This window comes from Halobacillus campisalis, from assembly GCF_030345335.1.
Classification (GTDB): Bacteria; Bacillota; Bacilli; order Bacillales; family Halobacillaceae; genus Halobacillus_A; species Halobacillus_A campisalis.
Genome location: NZ_JAPVRC010000001.1, coordinates 20,487 through 41,157, shown reverse-complemented (window position 1 = coordinate 41,157; position 20,671 = coordinate 20,487). Strand labels below are relative to the sequence as shown.

The window sequence follows — 20,671 nt, the reverse complement described above, 5'->3', positions numbered from 1 at the left end:
CTTCGTTCTTCGTGTTTCCTTTTCTCCGGCAGTTGGATCCATACCATACGCCGCTGAGCAAAGTGCTTCCGCTTTTACAAAGGGAGTCCTGCAGCTTTCCCACCAACCCATTCGATGAAAGTTAGAAACGAACCCTTCTATCAACAAAGAGGGTCTTCTATATGACTGTCGCGTGAGAAGATAGCGTATTACATCAAGGTTTTTAACATAGGACACTTGTTATGAAAATCAGCAAATGTTTGCTTTTTCTTGAAGCGGTTTCGAGATACTATGTTTGGCAGAGGGGAGGAGGGAAACGGTGAGACTCCTGGGTGAGGAGCGGGACAGGTGAGACCCCGGAGAGCGAAGCTCGAGGAGGCTCAGCGCCCGCCCCCCGGAAAGCGATCCGTTTCCCGGAGCCCCTAAAGCCTCATTATGTCTCGAAACTGAGTCTTCAAGAATAGAGAGATATTGATTAACTAGACCATTTAACAAACAAAAACGCTTGGATATAAAAATCCAAGCGTTTTTGTTTGCTATTTACACTGTTATTTATTCTATTGAACATACTTCGCTAGTGTCCGCAGAGTAGAAACTACCTATTTATAAAGGTCGGCACTTCATAATTACGAGACATAATGTTTTTCAACAACTGCAGCACATCGCGCACACAAATCAGGGTGGTTTGGATCTTTCCCTATTTCATGAGAAGAAACCCAGCAGCGCTCACATTTTTCTCCTGAATGCTTCGTTACTTCAACGTTTACATAATCATATTCTTTCGCATTAGATGCTTCTTCACTCAATTCTGCTTCTGACACGATAAGAAGCTGGTGAAGACCCTCGATTGAATTCAAAACATTTTTTGTTTTTTCATCTCTAGGAACAATTGAGATTTTTGCGTCTAACGATTTACCGATTACTTTTTCATTACGAGCTTCTTCAAGAGCCTTCAATACATCATCACGAACTTCCATGAAATGATCCCACTTCTCAACGAGGTTCGTATCAGCTTTGTCAGAAGCTTCCGGCATATCAGTCAATTGAACACTATGCGCTTCCACTCCAGGAATGAACTTCCAAGCCTCTTCCGTCGTATGAGGGAGAATTGGAGACATCAGTTTGACAAGTGATGTGATGATTTCATAATAAACCGTTTGAATGCTCCGGCGGTGAGGATGGTCCTCGCCTTCGATATACAATATATCCTTAGCAAAATCAAGATAAAATGAGCTTAGATCGATAGTACAGAAGTTATGAACTTTGTTATAGACTGTAGAGAATTCGTAAGACTCATAAGCAGTATGCACATCTTTTACTAAGCTGTTGAGACGATGCAGCATATACTGATCCACTTCCTGGAGATCTTGAACAGCTACACGATCCTTTTTCGGATCAAAATCGTGAAGGTTTCCTAATAAGAAACGGAACGTATTACGGATTTTCCGGTACACTTCAGCCACTTGTTTTAGGATTTTATCCGAAATACGTACATCGGCCTGATAGTCAGCAGAAGAAACCCAAAGTCTAATGATGTCAGCACCAAGCTGTTTCATAATTTTATCAGGGACCATAACATTCCCTAATGATTTACTCATTTTACGCCCATTTCCATCTAAAGCGAAACCATGGCTTAAGATTCCATTAAACGGAGCCTTGCCTGTAACAGCTACAGCCGTTGATAGGGAAGAATTGAACCAGCCTCGATACTGATCGGATCCTTCCAAATATAGATCCGCCGGACGTTGAAGTTCTTTTCGCTGATGAAGGACTGCCTGGTGTGTAGAACCAGAATCGAACCATACGTCCATAATATCCGTCTCTTTCGTGAACTGTCCATTAGGGCTGTGTTCCGAAGAGAATCCCTCTGGAAGCAAGTCCTTAGCTTCACGTTCGAACCATACATTAGATCCATGCTCTCTAAATAGACCAGCTACATGATCGATTGTTTCATCTGTAATAATCGGAGTCCCATCTTCTCCATAAAACACAGGAATAGGTACACCCCAAGTACGCTGTCTGGAAATACACCAATCTTGACGGTCGCGAACCATGTTATAAAGACGTGTTTCGCCCCACTTTGGCGTCCATTCGATACGATTGATTTCACTTAAAAGCTGCTCACGGAAATCTTTGATAGAAGCGAACCACTGATCCGTTGCACGGAAAATCGTCGGTTTCTTCGTTCTCCAATCATGAGGGTAGGAGTGGGTGATGAACTCTAAATGTAGTAACGCTCCTGCTTCTTTTAGATTATCTGTTATAGGCTTGTTGGCTTTATCATAAAATAACCCTTCGTAACCTGGTGCTTCTTCAGTAAACACACCTTTGTTATTTACTGGACACAAAACATCAAGACCATACTGCTGCCCGATCCAGAAGTCATCTTCCCCGTGACCAGGAGCAGTGTGTACACACCCCGTGCCTCCATCTACAGTGACGTGGTCGCCAAGGACTACCAGAGAATCACGATCATATAATGGGTGCTTAGCCGTAATTCGATCTGCTTCCTTTCCTTTAAATACTTGAGCTACCTCATAGTTCTCCCATTCAAGAGAAGAGGCGACATTTTCAAGAAGATCATGCGCAACGATGAATTTCTCCTGTTCTACCTTAACAACGGCATAATCATACCCCGGGTTTAAAGCTATCCCCAGATTAGAAGGAATAGTCCAAGGTGTAGTCGTCCAGATGATGAACTTCTCACCGCCTTCAAGCAGGTCCTTTCCGTCTTTCACTTCAAAACTTACATAGATCGAAGGCGAACGTTTATCCTGGTATTCGATCTCAGCCTCAGCTAGAGCTGATTCACTGGACGGAGACCAAAATACAGGTTTCAACCCTTTATAGATATAGCCCTTTTTCGCCATATCACCAAAAACCTTGATTTGTTCAGCTTCAAAATCTTTATCCAGTGTGATGTACGGATCGTCCCAGTCTCCGCGCACACCCATACGTTTAAACTCATTTCTTTGGTTATCGATTTGTCCTAACGCATATTCCGCACACTTTTCACGGAATTCAGCTAAAGACATCTTTTTGCGATCCACTTTTTTCTTAGCCAGTGCAGACTCGATCGGCAGACCATGCGTATCCCATCCAGGTACATAAGGGGCATGATAGCCGGACATGGATTTATATCGAACGATGAAGTCCTTTAACGTTTTGTTCAGTGCGTGACCCATGTGCAAGCTTCCGTTTGCATATGGAGGTCCGTCATGCAGTACAAATAAAGGACGCCCTTCTGTACGTTCTTGAACTTGCTTATATATGTTCTCTTCCTCCCAGGATTTTTGCATCTCAGGTTCGCGGTTCGGTAGGTTCCCTCGCATTGGAAACTCTGTCTTTGGCATTAATAACGTGTCTTTATAATCCATTGCCATTCCTCCTTTAAAATCTATACAAAAAGACCTTCTCATCCCTAAAGGGACGAGAAGGTCTCGCGTTACCACCCTAATCAATCAGTAAAGAAACTGATTCACTTATCTTATTCGTATCGTGAACGACTCGGCTATATTTACTCCAAGTTCAACATAGCTGCTCCAGGGTGATTTTCCTACAATGACCAGCTTCGGTCTTTCACCATCACCGAATCGCTTGTTACTGACTAGTTCATTGAGTACTTTCCCTATCAACGCATGTAAATATTCATATGTGTTTATGAATTAAATGTAATTTTAGTCATTTAGTCAAGACTTATTTTCTACATAGTCCTTCTCTGCATCTTTTTCAGTTTGTATTTCCTCTGCTGTACTTTCGCCATGGGGGAACTGGGTATCGAGTAAATGATCCCAGTCATCATTGTCGATCATATCCACTTGAGCTTGGACGAGCATTCTTAATCTCATTTTGAATACTTTCGCCTGCTTTTTCATTTCTTCAACTTCCGAGGAAAGCCGGCGGGACGTTTCCAAAGCTTCATTGATTATGCGGTCAGCGTTTTTCTCGGCTTCCTTCACAATCAATTCTGCTTCTTTGTCAGCACTCGTCTTCACGCCTTCTGCTGTTTCTTGAGCAACAAGTATAGACTTATTCAATGTCGTTTCAATGTTGTTGAAGTGACCGACGCGTTCATTTAAGTGCTCGACCTCACGTTCTAATTCTTTCTTTTTACGAATCACAATTTCATAGTCTTTAATTACCTGTTCAAGAAATTCATTTACTTCGTCTTCATCATATCCTCTAAAACCGCGAGTAAATTCTTTATTGTGGATATCCAATGGTGTTAAAGGCACACCGTCCACCTCCCTGATCATCATTATTTAAATTTCCAATATTACTAGTTTCGTCATATAGCGAGCTAATCCTGCCGATTGTTAATTAAGCTTCGAAATCGTAACTCTGAATTTTTCTTTTTTTGTCATACCACGGATTTCCATCAAGCGGCTTCGTCCCTTGCCTCTCACAGATAATAAGTCTCCTTCCTGCAGTTGAAAAGAAGGATTCTCTACCGTTCTGAAATTCACTTTAACATGGCCCGCATCAATGTGCATTCCTGCCTTTTTCCTTGAGATTCCATAAATTTCTTTAACGAGGACATCAAGCCTTAAAGAAGATAAAGTCGTTTCATTCACTTTCCACGTTTCATTGCTTGCAATTAAATGAGTTAACGACTTTTCTTCGAATTGGACGTTAGTCTTCTTAACACTAGTAAAATTCATTCTTATGTAATCACTGATTTCTTCGGCTACAATGATTTGAATGGTTCCATCTTGAACGACAAGATCACCCAGCTTTTCACGTTTAATCCCTAATGACATGAATGCCCCCAGAACATCCCTATGTTCCAGAGTGATGAATTTATCAGGGTAAGAAGCTTGCAATAAGGTTAGAGAAAAGTCCTGCTGGTCGATTTCCTCATACTCAGGAGCCAGAATGGCACGCTTTCTCTCAGACTTCTCAGATCCTCCGAAAGTATCCCATATGAGATCTGGCTGTGCTCCCATTAAGCTCGTAAAAATAAATATCTCCCGAGGATCCAGAAAATCCGTTTCTTTCCTTTCGTACCGAATGTTCACTTCTTCCTGCATGGAAAGAACCTGATCGATAAAAGGACGTTCTTCCTCTCTGAAATGCTGATAAATCTCCATCATTCTTCCTCCAATATGCATGCATAACTTCTTAAATCATTTTTCTTAAAAAAACCTGTTATACTTCCTATTTCATAAGAGCTCCCTTTTTGGAGATCGTTTCGCAGCTTTTGCGTAAGGAATTGGGAGCTTGGAAATAGCTCAATTCCTACTCGGAAAACGGCAGCATTCCCTAAGCTGAACCTCTCGAGGCCTTGCCCAAATACCCTTTACCATTTCCGAGTTCCCATTACGACAATTAGGGGAACGAAACGATCATTTCATGATTATTAGTTACAGATAAAAAAGAACAGACAAGACGCTTGCTGCTTCTGATCTGTTCTTCTGACTTATAATGTAATAATTATACGATAGAGCTCCTGCAAGCCTGAGGCCGCAAAACGTAAAACCAAAATGGCGACGATAGGTGAAATATCTATCATGCCAAGCGGGGGGATAATTTTGCGGAAAGGCTCTAAGAATGGCTCAGCCAGTTTCGATAAAACTTCGCCGAAACTTGATTCTCTAGCGCCCGGAAACCATGAAAGTAAAATGTAAATGATTAGTATCCAACTGTAAATATTAAGTGCCGTAAATAAAATCTGAAACAAAAACCCCATCAGTTACCACCTTCTGTTTATATCTTCTTCTTCATTCATCAGCATTTCAGAAATGGATCCTGAAATTTCAACGTTCTCTGGTGTACATAAGAATGTTTGAGAACCCAGCTTTTGAATATCACCACCTATAGCATAAACGGTTCCACTTAAAAAATCCACAATTCTCTTTGCCTGCTGATGATCAACACGCTGTAAATTGATGACTACCGCTTTACGATTCACTAGCTGATCGGCGATTTCCTGAGCTTCATTATAATTCTTCGGTTCACTAAGCACCATTTTTGAGGAGCTCTTCGCACTCTTTAAGCTCACAACATTTTGATGCTCAGATGGCTGCTGCTGTTTGTTTCTATATGCTGGAGGAGTGGTTTCTTCCTGCTTATCATCCATTGTATCTTCATCCATATATTCATATTCATCTTCCAAAGTAAAAAACGATTTAAATTTATTTTTCATACTCATTCCACTCACCTCATTGTCCTATTTTTTAACCCACTAGACTTGAGCCTACTCTGATGTGAGTCGCACCTTCTTCAATCGCCAGCCGATAGTCATTGCTCATCCCCATGGACAGCCACTCACAAGGTGCATGGGATTCTTGTTTATCCCTGATGATATCCCGTAAAGCTCTCAGCTTTCTGAATACCGCTCTCAGCGCTTCTTCCTCTTCTTCATGAGGCGCCATGGTCATAAGGCCTACCACCTTAATATTTTCATAGTTTGCCATGGACTCAATGAATGTTTCAACCTCGTCCGGGGCAAGACCGTGTTTGGATTCCTCTCCGCTTATATTCACCTGTACGAAGCAGGGAACAATGCGTTCAGCACGTTTATTTATTTCTTTCGCCAGCGACTTCCTGTCCAACGAATGGATGTAATCTACTTCATTGATTACATCCCTCACTTTTCTGGACTGCAAGGACCCGATAAAGTGCCAAATAGCTTCCTTACCTATCGCTTCATATTTTTCAAGGAATTCTTCTTTTCGATTTTCACCAAGATTTGTAACCCCGGCGGCAAGAGTTTCTTTTGCACGATCGATGGAAACATATTTGGTCACACCTATAATCGTAATGTTTTCAGCGTCTCTGCCGCATTCCTCGCAAGCTTCATTTATGGTTTCCTTTATTCTAGATAGTTGACTTGAAACACTCATATGTAACCTCCTTACTCAACTTTTACGACCAATAAAAGCAAGCATTCTACCCGTTTGCCCATGGTCACGTCGATGGGAGAAAAATGATGCTTGATCTTCGTACGTACAGTAATTTGTGAGTCTTATATTTTCATTTAAGATACCAGCATTGATCGCTATTTGTCTGTTTAGCTCTTTTAAGTCGAGTTTAAACTTATTTTTAGAAATTTGTTCAGAGACCTTGGATTTGAACTCGTCTTTCACATGACTCATAACGTGGTCGTCAACTTCATAATTCTTTTGGCTAATGCTTGGACCAATCGTTAAATGAATTTGTGTTGGTGCGACACCCTGTTCAGATAATTTTTCCACCATTTTCCTGGCTATCTCATGGACGCTGCCTTTCCAACCTGCGTGCGCTATACCAATCCATCCGCTGTCTGGTTCCACGAATAGTAAAGGGACACAGTCAGCATAAAAAGCCGTTAATAAAATATCTTTGTGGTGCGTAATCATTCCGTCTGTACCACTGATTGCTGAGCCTTGAGATAAGGCCCCTTTCCCCTTATCTTCTGGTGTGATGACGGCAACACTAGTTCCGTGAACCTGTTCACCCATAACCCAGTTCTCTAAAGGAATAGAGAGTTCTTCTGCTAAAGCTTTTCTATTTTGAATGACACTGTTCTCATCGTCTGATACATGAAGTCCCATATTCAATGATGAAAACGGAACTTCGCTGTATCCGTCTTCCCTGCTTGATATTCCAGCAATGACTTGATTAGCATCGACGCAGGTATAATATTTCTTCGACTTGCGTTGGAAGGGTTCGGTCATAATAACACCTCAATTTCCCTTCATTTTACCACATGATTCACCTTTTTTCCTAACCTTATCCTGTTATTCGAACTTTTGGTCCTCACTTTTACTACTAAACCCTGTTTTTTTGACTAGTATGACATCGGCTCCGATATTCACGATCTGGTTCCATGGAATCACCATTTCCTCATCTTTTCCAAAAAGACCCATTGCCTTGCCTTTCAATGTCAATACCAGCCCTTTAAGCTGACCACGCTGACTATCTATATCTAAATCAGTAATATATCCTAACCTTTCTCCCGTTTCCATTGCAATGACATCCTTCACCTGAAGTTCAGAAATTTTCATTTAAAGATCCCTCCTCCTTTTATGTATATGCACAAAATTGACAACCATTTCTAAACACAAAAAAACACCACTGAATAGTCAGTGATGTTTTTTCATATTATTGGAACATGGATGAATTCATTTCTTTAATAGCTGCTTTTTCTAACCGTGAAACCTGTGCTTGAGAAATTCCGATTTCTTCAGCGACTTCCATTTGGGTTTTCCCTTGAAAAAATCGTTTAGTCAGAATCATTTTCTCGCGTTCGTTTAATTTTTTCATTCCTTCACGCAAAGAAAGTTCATCCAGCCAATTCGAATCTTTCTCACGATCATCCTTCAACTGATCGACCACGAAGATAGGATCGCCTCCATCATTATATATAGGCTCAAATAATGAGACTGGATCTTGTATGGCATCCATAGCGAAAACCACGTCTTCATGGGGGATCCCCATTTTGTCAGCTATCTCATGAGGTGCTGGGTCCTTGGATGTTTCACTGATAATTTTCTCACGCATTTGTAAAGCTTTGTAAGCTGTATCTCTAAGCGATCTTGAGACCCGTATCGGATTGTTGTCTCTTAGATACCGCCGTATTTCTCCAATGATCATAGGTACGGCATAAGTTGAAAATTTAACATTATGACTTAAATCAAAATTATCAATCGACTTCATTAAACCGATACAGCCGACCTGGAACAAGTCGTCTCCGTATTCTCCGCGGTTATTAAATCGCTGTATCACAGAAAGAACGAGCCTGAGGTTTCCATTGACTAAGACCTCTCTTGCTTCTCGATCTCCTGATTGCAGTTGCTCAAATAGGGTCCTCATTTCCTTATTTTTGAGTACAGGAAGCTTTGATGTATCTACACCGCATATTTCTACTTTATGTCGTGTCAACGTAAGACCCTCCCAAGAAGCTTTAATCCATTTTCAGTATCTCCTTGGAAGGTAAAATTATGCATAAATTGTCATTAAAAAATTACACCATTTTATCAAATTCTCTTTGTAATCGACGAATTATTTTCTTTTCAAGCCTTGATATATAAGACTGTGAGATCCCTAACATGTCCGCCACATCTTTTTGAGTTTTTTCTTTTTTTCCTATTAAACCGAATCGGAGCTCCATGATTTCTTTTTCCCGATCATTTAACTGTTCCAACGCCGATTTCAGAAGCTTTTTGTCTACCTTCTTTTCGATTCCTTTCGTAATGAGGTCTTCTTCTGTACCAAGAATATCTGAGAGAAGCAGCTCATTTCCATCCCAGTCCACGTTTAAAGGTTCGTCAAAAGAAACTTCTGTTTTCAGTTTATTGCTTTTCCTTAAATGCATCAGTATTTCATTTTCAATACATCTTGAAGCATAGGTGGCTAGTTTAATCTTCTTCTCAGGGTCAAATGTATTCACGGCCTTAATCAATCCAATGGTGCCGATGCTTATTAAGTCTTCTATGTTCAACCCGGTGTTTTCGAACTTACGAGCAATGTAAACAACCAGGCGTAAGTTTCTTTCGATGAGCATCGCTCTTGCTGCTTTATCTCCAGTAGGCAGCCGCTCCAGGAGGTCTTTTTCTTCTTCTCTTGATAATGGCGGGGGCAGAGCTTCACTTCCGCCAATATAATAAATTTCTTTTTGCTTAATTCCTAATTTAATGGCTATTTTGTAAAGCCAAAACTTCAACTTAAATGACAACTTCATCGCTATCTTCCCCCTCGACTATGCAGAAATCCCTTTTAAAGAAGCGTGCGGGTGGATCAATATTTGATACATACGATCAAAGGTAAGATCATGATCCTGAATCCCCACTAACGGTTTCTCGATTCGCAATTCCCCTTCTTCCGTAAACACAATAATAGAATCCACTAAAAAGGTAACCATAAGCTGCCCCCCGCTGCCGGCACCTTGAAAAGGTATAAGCTGAACTGAGGATTTAAATGGATCAGGCAGCTGCTCTAAGGCGTCTAACATTTCTTCGCCAACGAGCTGATTCAAAGTTTCATCAGGTAAAAAATTTCTCCATAAGTTACGGTCTGCTAAAAAAACCATTCTCTTGCTAATAGGATCGAAAAGATGATTGCCACTATCGACTAAGCCTGTACACGTTACAGAGTTATGGTTGAAAACAACTTTCACACGATAAAGATCTTCCGTTTTTAGACGATGAGCCTGAATTTGTTCCATTCTCCATTTCGTGAATAACCAGGACACTGGGAAACCGATACATACAAACAGCCAGCTGAATGGATCACCGAAACCTGTGGAATACGTTATGACTTCACCCCCATTCACCTCAATAGGGGTGCTGAGGAGAAAATGAATGCCTACTAAAGTTCCTCCAATTGCAAAAGTCACGAAATAAAAAGTCAGCCATTGGATAAGTAAGGATCGAAAAGAAACAAAAGAGAAAGCTGCAAAAATTATGAGGATGGAGAAGCACGTTTTGCCTAAAGTCGAAGTCAGCCATAAATCGGGATGCAGTACTGTAATGGGAACAATACTTGAAGCTACCAATGCTGCTGCAAAGATTCTAAAATTTGAAGTTTTAGCTCTCGTCAACCCTTGTGTTAAATATAGAATCATACCATCCATCAATAAATTCAGCATCCAAACAGCATCTAGATAAATTCTCCCCACCTCTCTTTAGTATTTATTAATCAGTATAAGTGTGTACCATTAAAAAGTCTGTCAAAACGTGAGCCGCTAAGAAGCTATTTTTGTCGGAAAGAGGATAGGTTTTATTAAGCTTTCCAAATGTTTTCAAAATGACGAAATGGAATATTCAGCGCAGCATCTTAACAAAAAGCTTATTCAATCTTTTGATCAGCTTGCCAACACTCTTTTTACAAGTAAATATCCTGCTATTGGAAAAGGCTGAATATCATCTATTCCATATAACAGGAGTAAAACCTTTTAGGTAAGAACTCTCACTATAAGTTAAAAACCCAGTCAAACAACTGGGTTTTTGTTTTGATAATACTTTTTTAAATTTTATTACTATTTTTATTGTAACGAAACATATTTATATGTAATAATAGTAACCAACAAATGAAAGCCCTTACTTTTTAATGAAAAAGGAGCGATAGAAATGGTCGTGAGATCTGCATCTCGATTAGTAAAAAAGAAATCTACGGAAATGGAATACCCTAGACCACAGTTCAAAAGAGGTGAATGGTACGACTTAAACGGAGAATGGGAGTTCACGTTTGATGATCGAGATATTGGCGAACAAAAAGGGTGGCATAACTCTTCGGATAAGCTTTCACAAAAAATTCAAGTTCCTTATGCTTACCAAAGTAAAAAGTCTGGCATCCATGTAAATGAGAATCATGAAATTGTATGGTACAAAAGAAATTTTTATTGGGAGAAACATATGGATAAGGATTTACTCCTTCATTTTGAAGCAGTTGATTATTACACCAAAGTTTGGGTCAATGGTCAATTTATAGGGGATCATGCAGGTGGGCACACGCCGTTCAGCTTCTCAATCGCTTCAGCTGTTCAACACGGGGAAAATTCCATTGTAATAAGAGTGGAAGATCGAAACAGTGTAGAGCAGCCTATAGGTAAACAATCCTGGAAATCTTCTAACTTTTTATGCTGGTACACACGCACAACAGGCATTTGGCAGCCGGTATGGCTTGAAGAAGTTTCACCTCTTCATATCAAACATGTAAAAATGACACCAAATATTGAGCAGTCTACTCTTCAACTTGAAACCTTGCTTCCTCCTCATGAATCGAAAGCTTATGTAGAAGCTCATGTCTATTTTCAGGGAGATTGGATCAATACCGTAGGAGCCGCGGTGAAAAAAAATCAAACCAGCGTTGAGATGACGGTGGATGTTGAATCGGATCAAGCTGACTTCCGGGTATTTTACTGGAGTCCGGATTCACCACAGTTGTATGACATTTCTTTTGTCTTACGAAGTGAGGAAGAAGTAATGGACGAGGTAAACAGCTACTTCGGCATGCGCAGCATTGAGGTAAATGATGACAAAATACTACTAAATCGTGAAACTTTTTATCAAAAATTGATTCTCGATCAAGGATATTATAAAGACTCATTGATGACTGCTGACTACGAACAAATGAAAAATGATCTCACAAAAGTCAAAGAAATGGGCTTTAACGGAGTGAGACGTCATCAAACCATTGCCGATCGCAGATATATGCAACTATGCGATCAACTCGGACTAGTCATGTGGGCTGAAATGCCGAGCATTTTCCGATTTACTGATCAATCAATGAATGCAATGCTCCAAGAAAGCAGAGAAATGGTCCATAAACATATTAATCATCCATCCGTTATTATTTATACATTAATGAATGAGTCATGGGGAGTTAATGAAATCTACCATCGAAAAGATCAGCAGAATTTTGTAAACGCTCTCTATTATCAAACGAAAGCACTGGACCCCTCTCGTCTCATCGTTGGAAATGATGGATGGGAACACACATTAACAGATATTCTTACGATCCATGATTACAATTCCAATGCAGATGAACTTGCAAAAAGTTATGTAAACAAAGAAAAGTACGTAAATGGAAGCCCTTCTAAAACAAGCAGAAAACAAAATTTTGCCCGAGGTTATCGATACAGTGGAGAACCCATTATAATGAGTGAATTTGGGGGAATCGCTTTTGCTCCTGATTTACATGAAGATGATTGGGGTTATGGATCTAGACCTCAAACGAAAGAGGATGCATTAATACGTTTTGAGAAATTAATGAAAGCCATTATGGACACTGATTCTATTCAAGGCTTTTGTTACACTCAACTATCTGACGTGGAGCAAGAGGTTAATGGCCTTTTAAATCATGACCATGAGGAAAAATTTGATACAAGTCAAATCTGTAAAGTTTTATCAGCTATGAAATCTGATGGGTTTATTTTTGAATAACAGGAGGAGGAGAAAAAATGGAACCAGCTAAAAATCAATCACAAACTGATTTGGAATTGAAAGAGGACATTCGAAAAAAAGAGATTGCTTCCTATTTTGGTTATGGTTTTGCCCAATGTATCAGCTTCGGGTTAATAGGTTCATATATCTTATTTTTCTATACAGACATCTTGGGAATTTCTGCGGCTGCGGCAAGTATCATCTTTCTTATCGCAAGGACGTGGGATGCTGTAAATGATCCGCTTATGGCCTCGATTATGGATACGTTAAATTCAAAACACGGGAAATTTAGACCTTACCTTAAATACATGCCCTTCCTTATCGTGATATCTACGATCGCTTGTTTTCTGCCTTTAGACGGACTTAGTATGACAGGAAAACTCATTTATGCCGGGGTTACTTATGTTTTATGGGGCATGATTTATACAGCCTCTGATGTTCCATTTTGGTCCCTGTCATCCGTTATGAGTCAGCAGGCACAACAGAGAACAAAATTAATTACTTTCGCTAACATGGGTGTGTTTACAGGCATCGCATTATCTCCAACCATTTTCATCCCGCTAACCGAATGGCTCGGCGGAGATGATTTGGGACAAGGTTACTTGCTAGCTACTATTGTATTAATGGCCATCGCACTCCCTATCATGTTAAATGGGTTCAAAAACACGAAAGAACGAGTCAAACCGCCTAAAACAAAAGTAAAATTTTCAGATGGCGTGCGGGCGATTAGAGCCAACAAGCCGATGTTTGCTATACTGGTTGTTTTCTTTTGCAATGTCTTTATGAACATCACGCAAGCCTTGAACATTTACTTCTTTACGTATAATCTTGGAAGCGCTTCATTCATGACCATTTTTGGGATCATTAGTTTTGCCAGCTGTATCGGCTTTTTCATTATCCCTAAACTAAACTTGAAGTATAAGAAAAAGCATATGCTGATGGTGATTGTAGCTGCAGATGTAGTCATTAGGATCATTTGGTTTAGTCTTGGTTACTCTAGTGTTGTTGTTTCATTCATTTTCATAGGAATCACAATGCTATTGTACACAACTACGGGACCTTTAATCTCTGGAATGCTGGCAGAAACGATTGAATATACAGAATGGAAAACTGGAAAACGTAATGAAGCTGTTATCTTCTCAGGACAAACTTTTACAGGAAAGCTGTCTGTGGCTGTTTCTGGAGGTGCTACGGGACTGATCTTAACCGCAATTAACTATCAATCAAATCAGGCCCAAACTGAGTTTACACTGAACATGCTATTTTTCGTAATTGCCTTGCTTCCTGCACTCGGGTCGATCATTCGCTTCATTATCATGTATTTCTATTCTTATACTGAGAAAGAGTACAAGGAAACTGTCGAGAAGATCCAAGTTAGAAAACAAAAAGAGGAAGCGGCTCCTCAAAGTTAATTCTAATAATAAACGTGCTGATCGGAACGAACAAATACAGTAAACTGAAAACACAATAGGTTATTGAGGAGTGCAAAGCCAAATAAGGTTTGCACTCCTTTTTGAAAGCTATTTTAAAGTTCAATGTCATAAATAGTTATTAAACAATATGGCAGGATACTTTAAGACTCAGTTTCGAGATAACCAGGGTTCGTGGCCGCAATGAGAGTCTGGTGTGGTTGGGAAGCTACTCGCTTTCCTGCGGGGGGAAGTGGCGAGCTTCCTCGGGCTTGCAGCCCTGTGGGATCTCGCCTACATCCTTCTCCCACGGGAGTCTCGCAGCTTTCCAACAACCCCGTACGAAATGGATTGAACGAACCCCCTGGCATTGGAAAAGATTTCTGATTTCTCATCTAAGCTGCGTATTCCGGCTATAGAGCTTAACGTCTAAAGAGACTGGCAAATCAACACCGAGGCATTTTGTTCTGGTTTCTTTTATTTCTGCCAGCTTAGTTCAGTCCATATACATTCTTTTGAAATGGATTGCAATTAACTTATCCAACAAGACAATAAGTGATTAACCGCCTGTGATATAGCCTATTAGACAATAATCATATAGCCGTGAAAAGATCAATTAGTTGTAATGGGTTATTGGAAATGGGGGGACATGTCGTTGCCACTCGAAAAGAGCTGTACTACACTTAAAGCACTGTCTCAGATGTTTCCGTGAACCTGACAAACTTAAAGGAGGTCCGGGAAATTGCGAGACTCCTGTGGGAAAAGAGTGCTTGGTGAGACCCCGCAGGACGGGACGTCCGAGGAGGCTCCCCGCGCTCCCACGGAAAGCGAGTGATTTCCCGGACCTCCAAACGCTGTAAAACGTACCGGAAACAGCTCTAACATCTTGAAACTGAGTCTTCAACTAAAGGGAGCTAATATAAAATATAAACACGAAGAAAAAGGCCTCGTGCACACCTTACCCATATGAAAGCACATGAACTGTGCCTGCTCGTTTTTTCATTACAAAATTACAACAGTCATGCTTACGTCCCTTATTTTTGCAGTAATTTGTTATACTTAAATAAAAGACACACTCTTATACGGAGGCTTCCCTTGTGAAAAAATTACCATTAACTTTTGAAAATATGCTCCCAATCAATAAAGCACTATCTAATCCGACCCGTGTTAAAATATTGGATTTATTAAGTGAAAAGCCGCACAATGTCAACGAGTTATCTGAGAAATTGAAACTTCCTTTTTCCACTACCGCCTCTCACGTAAATAAGTTAGAGAATGTCGATCTCATTGTGACGGAACTAGTTCCTGGGAGAGGTACTCAGAAAGTAAGTGCTATTAACTACGATAGAATCATCATCGACTTATTCAATATAGAAGAGCAGACTAATGAACATGAACTTTCTATTGAAATGCATATTGGGGATTATCTTGATTGTCATGTTTATCCGAACTGCGGACTCGTTAGCGAACGGGAATACATTGGCATCCAGGACGACCCTCGTTCTTTCTATGAAACAGGCCGAAAGAATGCTCAACTCTTATTCTTTAGAGATGGCTATGTAGAATACAGATTTCCTAACCGCATTCCTTATGGATACAAAGTAAAGGAAATCTCGTTTAGTGCAGAAGTGTGTTCCGAAGCTCCCAACTATAAGCTCGACTGGCCATCTGATATAACAACTTGGATTAATCATACAGAAACTTCCACTTGGACTTCTCCAGGTGACTTCGGAGGGGAGCGAGGGTCCCTTACTCCGGATTGGTGGCGTACAAACCTGACCCAGTTTGGTTTACTGAAACAATGGAAAATCAATGAAGATGGTTGTTTTATAGACAATGAAAAAGCTTCTGACGTAACCATAGGAGACCTTCATTTAAGCGAGCATCCCTACGTTGCATTTAAATTAGGCATTAAAGAAGATGCCCAGAATAAGGGCGGCATGAATTTATTCGGTTCAAAATTCGGTAACTACGAGCAAGGAATCATAATGAATATTAAGTACGAAGCTAAAAGCTGAATCAATTTTAATTTTGAAGCACACACATATGGAATAGAAAGAAGCAATACAATCTAACGGATTGAAAACATTTACTGTGAATAACGACTCCTGCATGTCCACATGCTCTTTAAATTATCACAGAGCAAAATGTCTTGATCGCATGGGCATACTAAGGGGTGGGCATAAAAAACCAAACTTCCTGCTCTTGATTTCAAAAGGTTTTCTAAACAATCTTTTAAAACGTTGATGAATGCTAAAAAAAGTAGACAACATTACTTTTTATAAAAAAGGCGGAAGAAAGGTTGGGCTCCCTATAAACTAGAGTTTCCTTCACCTGTTTGGCTGGCTTTAGTTCGGTATTGCATTGAACTGAAACCAGCCAATTTTAATATCAAACTTTTGTTCCAATTCCTCTTAAAATAATAATTTCTCACCATAATACACCTTATTTCATATGTCCGAAAAAGTTCACTGTAGAGGCACTTTCTGTACAAGGTGTTTTTCCTCGACATACTTTTTTTGGAGTACTTGGAGTACTGCTCAAATTTCCATATTTATTAGCCTATAGTTAACATGATAGGAAGCTATTAAGGTATTCCTTCACAATTATTAGCCACTGTATTTCGCCCCAAAAAAAGACCCCAAAAGTTAGTTTTACTCTAACTTTTGGGGTGCAACTCCTATCCATTGGGATAAAAGACTTTAATAATTATCTGCGACGATTTCTGTTTCTTAAGAACGTCGGAATGTCTAGCGTATCTTCTTCATTACCAGCATTAGGTTTTGGCTGTGAATGAGGTGCTTTATGCTCTCTAGTGGACTGCGGCTGTTCTTCGCGAGTTCTCTCCACGTGGTTAGGCTTCATTTGATTGACAGGATTTTGACGAGGCTTCTGTTTGCCTTGAGCAATTTGAGCTTCATCAAACCCTGTAGCAATAACGGTTACGACAATTTCATCTTTTAGGTTCTCATTGATTACTGAACCAAAGATTACGTTTACTTCCTGATCAGCAGCTGATGTTACAATATCGGCAGCCTCTTGAACTTCATAAAGGCTCAAGTTTGATCCGCCACTGATGTTCATTAGTACCCCGTGCGCCCCATCAATAGATGTTTCCAGCAATGGAGATGAGATAGCTTTCTTAGCTGCTTCAGCTGCACGGCTTTCACCTGTAGCGATACCGATCCCCATCAATGCAGAACCTTTATCGACCATGATCGTCTTCACGTCAGCGAAGTCGACGTTAATCAGACCAGGCACAGCAATTAAATCAGAGATTCCCTGTACACCTTGGCGCAATACGTTATCCGCTTCACGGAAAGCTTCTAGCATTGGTGTATTCTTATCAACAATTTCAAGCAGGCGGTCATTAGGAATGACAATTAAAGTATCTACACTGCCTTTTAAACTGTCTGTTCCAGTAGCAGCTTGTGTGGAACGCTTTCTGCCTTCGAACGTGAATGGTCTTGTTACAACACCTACAGTAAGCGCGCCTAATTCTTTTGCAACGTTAGCAATGACAGGTGCAGCTCCGGTACCTGTTCCACCGCCCATTCCTGCAGTAACGAAAACCATATCCGCACCTTGTAATGCTTCTTCAATCTGCTCTTTGCTTTCTTCCGCAGCTTTCCGCCCTACTTCCGGGTTAGCACCTGCACCTAAACCGCGAGTTAGCTTACCTCCGATTTGCATCTTCACTTCAGCTTTCGATAGATTCAATGCCTGAGCATCTGTATTCACTGCGATGAATTCTACCCCTTGTACTCCGTGCTCGATCATACGGTTGACTGCGTTGCTTCCGCCCCCGCCAACACCTATTACTTTAATCGTTGCTAATTGATCCATGCTCGTATCAAAATCTAACATCATCCGTTCCTCCTATTTCTACAAGATTACAAGATTACAATTTCATGATTGAACTATCAATCAAAAAAGTACTTTAATAAGTTAGAAAAACCTGATTCTTTCTTCTCTTTTGATTTACTGGATTGTTCGTTTGACTGCTTGGAGACTCGCTTTTGTTTTGGCTGAGTCGACTGTTCGTATTGAGTTGTAATAGACGGAAATAATTCTTTTCCTTGTATTTTCGCATTACGGTAGGCAAATTGCAATATTCCTACTCCACTAGTATATTGCGGTTCTCGAACACCCAAGTAATCCGGTATAGCTAGTCTGACATTTGAATGGAATACATCTTGAGCTAACTCAAGTACTCCAGGCATGTTCATTGCTCCTCCTGTCAAAACGAAGCCGCCTGGCAAATCCTTTACTCCCATTCGTTGTAATTCTTTTGCAGCAAACACAAAGACCTCTTCTAGTCTTGCTTCAATCATATCAGAGATTTGCAACTGATTGAATGATTGTTGCCGATTACTTCCTATAATAGTAACAGAAAATGTTTCTTCTTCGCTTGCGTCATCGAAAAACGCATGACCATATTCTACTTTTATATTTTCTGCTTCTTCAGTTGAAGTTCTCATACCAATCGAAAGGTCTTTAGTAATATTGTCACCACCATAAGGTAACATGCTTGTACCTTTCAAATATCCTTCTTCAAAAATGGAAACAGTTGTAGAACCTCCCCCTACATCTACAAGGGCTACACCTAAGTTGGTTTCATCATTAGAGAGAGAAACTGTTCCCGCAGCTAAAGGCTGGAGGCAAACATCCAGCACTTCCAACCCAGCTCGCTCAACACATTTCAGTGTGTTATGTAAAACAGTTCTGGCACATGTAATGATCATACCTTCCATCTCTAGACGAACCCCGATCATACCACGAGGATCAGTGATTTCATCCTGACCATCTACGATGAATTGTTCTGGGATGACATCTACAATCTCGCGTTCTGGCGGCACAGACACTACTTGCGCTGCATCAATCACTCTTGAAATATCTTCATTTCCGATCTCACGCGTTTCACTAGAAACCGCCACAACTCCATGGCAAGGCTGAAGTTGTATATGATTTCCGTTTACTCCGACTACGACACGTTCGATTTTCATATCTACCATACGTTCTGCCTGTTCCACAGCAGATTTTATTGAGTGGACGGTTTGGTCAATATCAACAATGGCACCTTTTTTCATACCATTAGACTTAGCTGACCCAACACCTATTATATTTAATGAGTCATTTATTATTTCACCGATAATTACTTTGATTCTGCTCGTACCTATATCCAAACTTACTAAAATTTCGTTCTGATTCACCTGTGACGCACCTCCTGTAACAAACCATATAAGTACTGAAATCATATCGTTTTTACTATTAAAAAACAATCTTTGCAATAAAAACGTAAATGAATTGATAAACTTAGTTAATTAGTCACATGATATTTTTCCTACTAACTAGTTTTTCAACGTGACATGGTTATTTCCTTTGTTTTTTTAATATTTGTGAGTTTCCGCATTTTGCTTATGGAGTCCCTGTTTTGAATTGTTCATCTATAGGAATCCCACTGCTTCTTACCAAGAATCATTACATTCACATTCTAACCTTCATTCTCATCTTCTACAACTCCACCTTCATCCTCTATGATGCTTTCACTCTCTTCAGTTTCTTCCCCTACCGCATCCGATTCATCTTCACCATCTTCGCTTTCATCTTCTGATTTCGGGTAAGCTTCGAAATAGGCTCCCACATCAATATGAATAATCCCTCTTTCTCCCTCTTCAATTTGGGAAGTTATAGAAGGATAAGCTGTGATTTTCTCAGAAAAAGTGCGGATCGAGGCTTGAACCTCGTATCCATCATTCATGTATAAGGTAATGAGATATGGATTATCTTCGTCAGGGGTATAGTGAATTTCGGAAATCAGGCGTGAAATACTGTCAGGTACTTCCTTCAGCTGCTTAGACATTTCTTCCAAGTAGCTTGAATCACTGAATTCTTTTAAAATAGGAGCATCACCGCCAGGAAGCTCTGTCGTGGCGTCGATTAGGGATCCATTTTCTAATATAGGTTGAAATTGACCTTCTGTCTGTATGTAACCGATACGTTCAGCTTCCTCAATTTCTACCACAATGGTACTTGGCAGTGATCTTTTTACATCTGCACTCATGACCTGCGGATGAGTGGACACCCTATCTTCAACAGCTCCAGCCTCCACCTGCCAAATATTCGTATTCGACTCGATTTCCGACAATTCTTCAATTTCTGCAGAGCTGACAAATGTGCCGCCTTCCACCTTTACTTCATTAACATGACTTAAAGGGGACTGTAAATATACTACGACTGCAATTAACAAAAAAAGGATAGATAAATATTGTATTAATCTTCTGTTCGCTTTTTTCTTTCGTATTTGTTTTAACTTTGGTATTCGATCCTCTATGGAAACAACTTTCTTTTCTTGCATAGTCATCAATTCTCCTTGTTGCCATTTCCATTTCATCTACTTTAAAATATTAAGTTACG

General features: G+C 40.1%; 17 protein-coding genes and 1 other annotated feature. Of the genes, 3 read left to right on the top strand and 14 right to left on the bottom strand.

All coding sequences use genetic code 11. The features are described from left to right. Window positions 1–605: 605 nt before the first annotated feature. The 11 genes from ileS to spoIIGA form a co-directional block, all read right to left on the bottom strand. Entirely contained in the window at window positions 606–3,356 is a 2,751-nt protein-coding gene (gene ileS, locus O2Q26_RS00180) for an isoleucine--tRNA ligase (RefSeq protein WP_289214051.1), read from the bottom strand. A gap of 45 nt (window positions 3,357–3,401) precedes the next feature. Continuing rightward, window positions 3,402–3,623, bottom strand: a binding site (T-box leader). A 45-nt stretch (window positions 3,624–3,668) separates the two neighbouring features. After that, window positions 3,669–4,214: a DivIVA domain-containing protein gene (locus O2Q26_RS00175; RefSeq protein WP_289214050.1), complete on the bottom strand. Its 546-nt coding sequence runs from the start codon at window positions 4,212–4,214 to the stop codon at window positions 3,669–3,671. 81 nt (window positions 4,215–4,295) lie between these two features. Beyond that, complete coding sequence (locus tag O2Q26_RS00170) at window positions 4,296–5,069, bottom strand: YlmH family RNA-binding protein (protein WP_289214049.1); 774 nt, start codon at window positions 5,067–5,069, stop codon at window positions 4,296–4,298. Window positions 5,070–5,398: 329 nt separating this feature from the next. Continuing rightward, window positions 5,399–5,668, bottom strand: coding sequence for a YggT family protein (locus O2Q26_RS00165; protein WP_289214048.1), 270 nt, complete (start codon window positions 5,666–5,668; stop codon window positions 5,399–5,401). 3 nt (window positions 5,669–5,671) lie between these two features. Next, entirely contained in the window at window positions 5,672–6,130 is a 459-nt protein-coding gene (locus O2Q26_RS00160) for a cell division protein SepF (RefSeq protein ID WP_289214047.1), read from the bottom strand. A 25-nt stretch (window positions 6,131–6,155) separates the two neighbouring features. Continuing rightward, window positions 6,156–6,824 carry a YggS family pyridoxal phosphate-dependent enzyme gene (locus O2Q26_RS00155; RefSeq protein WP_289214046.1) on the bottom strand — a complete coding sequence of 223 codons (669 nt, stop codon included), beginning with the start codon at window positions 6,822–6,824 and terminating at the stop codon, window positions 6,156–6,158. A gap of 15 nt (window positions 6,825–6,839) precedes the next feature. After that, window positions 6,840–7,637 (bottom strand): peptidoglycan editing factor PgeF, encoded by a 798-nt coding sequence (pgeF, locus tag O2Q26_RS00150; RefSeq protein ID WP_289214045.1) that lies wholly within the window; start codon window positions 7,635–7,637, stop codon window positions 6,840–6,842. Window positions 7,638–7,700: 63 nt separating this feature from the next. Beyond that, complete coding sequence (locus tag O2Q26_RS00145) at window positions 7,701–7,967, bottom strand: YlmC/YmxH family sporulation protein (RefSeq protein WP_253935099.1); 267 nt, start codon at window positions 7,965–7,967, stop codon at window positions 7,701–7,703. A gap of 97 nt (window positions 7,968–8,064) precedes the next feature. After that, on the bottom strand, window positions 8,065–8,844 hold the full coding sequence (gene sigG / locus O2Q26_RS00140) for an RNA polymerase sporulation sigma factor SigG (RefSeq protein WP_289214044.1): 780 nt from the start codon (window positions 8,842–8,844) through the stop codon (window positions 8,065–8,067). An 82-nt stretch (window positions 8,845–8,926) separates the two neighbouring features. Then, on the bottom strand, window positions 8,927–9,643 hold the full coding sequence (gene sigE, locus O2Q26_RS00135) for an RNA polymerase sporulation sigma factor SigE (RefSeq protein ID WP_253935097.1): 717 nt from the start codon (window positions 9,641–9,643) through the stop codon (window positions 8,927–8,929). An 18-nt stretch (window positions 9,644–9,661) separates the two neighbouring features. Beyond that, window positions 9,662–10,579 carry a sigma-E processing peptidase SpoIIGA gene (spoIIGA, locus tag O2Q26_RS00130; RefSeq protein WP_289214043.1) on the bottom strand — a complete coding sequence of 306 codons (918 nt, stop codon included), beginning with the start codon at window positions 10,577–10,579 and terminating at the stop codon, window positions 9,662–9,664. A 451-nt stretch (window positions 10,580–11,030) separates the two neighbouring features. Here spoIIGA and O2Q26_RS00125 point away from each other — a divergent pair, with 451 nt between their 5' ends. The 3 genes from O2Q26_RS00125 (at window position 11,031) to O2Q26_RS00115 (ending at window position 16,272) form a co-directional block, all read left to right on the top strand. Then, on the top strand, window positions 11,031–12,845 hold the full coding sequence (locus O2Q26_RS00125) for a glycoside hydrolase family 2 protein (protein WP_289214042.1): 1,815 nt from the start codon (window positions 11,031–11,033) through the stop codon (window positions 12,843–12,845). Window positions 12,846–12,862: 17 nt separating this feature from the next. Further along, entirely contained in the window at window positions 12,863–14,257 is a 1,395-nt protein-coding gene (locus O2Q26_RS00120) for an MFS transporter (protein WP_289214041.1), read from the top strand. A gap of 1,094 nt (window positions 14,258–15,351) precedes the next feature. Beyond that, a complete protein-coding gene (locus O2Q26_RS00115) occupies window positions 15,352–16,272 on the top strand; it encodes an ArsR/SmtB family transcription factor (protein WP_289214040.1) in 921 nt (306 codons plus the stop codon). Between the two features lie 691 nt (window positions 16,273–16,963). On the opposite strand, the gene ftsZ is transcribed toward O2Q26_RS00115, so the two are convergent. The 3 genes from ftsZ to O2Q26_RS00100 form a co-directional block, all read right to left on the bottom strand. Next, window positions 16,964–18,121, bottom strand: a complete 1,158-nt coding sequence (gene ftsZ / locus O2Q26_RS00110; RefSeq protein ID WP_289214039.1) for a cell division protein FtsZ — start codon at window positions 18,119–18,121, stop codon at window positions 16,964–16,966. A 56-nt stretch (window positions 18,122–18,177) separates the two neighbouring features. Next, on the bottom strand, window positions 18,178–19,467 hold the full coding sequence (gene ftsA / locus O2Q26_RS00105) for a cell division protein FtsA (RefSeq protein WP_253935091.1): 1,290 nt from the start codon (window positions 19,465–19,467) through the stop codon (window positions 18,178–18,180). Window positions 19,468–19,748: 281 nt separating this feature from the next. Beyond that, a complete protein-coding gene (locus tag O2Q26_RS00100; RefSeq protein WP_289214038.1) occupies window positions 19,749–20,612 on the bottom strand; it encodes a cell division protein FtsQ/DivIB in 864 nt (287 codons plus the stop codon). Window positions 20,613–20,671 lie beyond the last annotated feature (59 nt).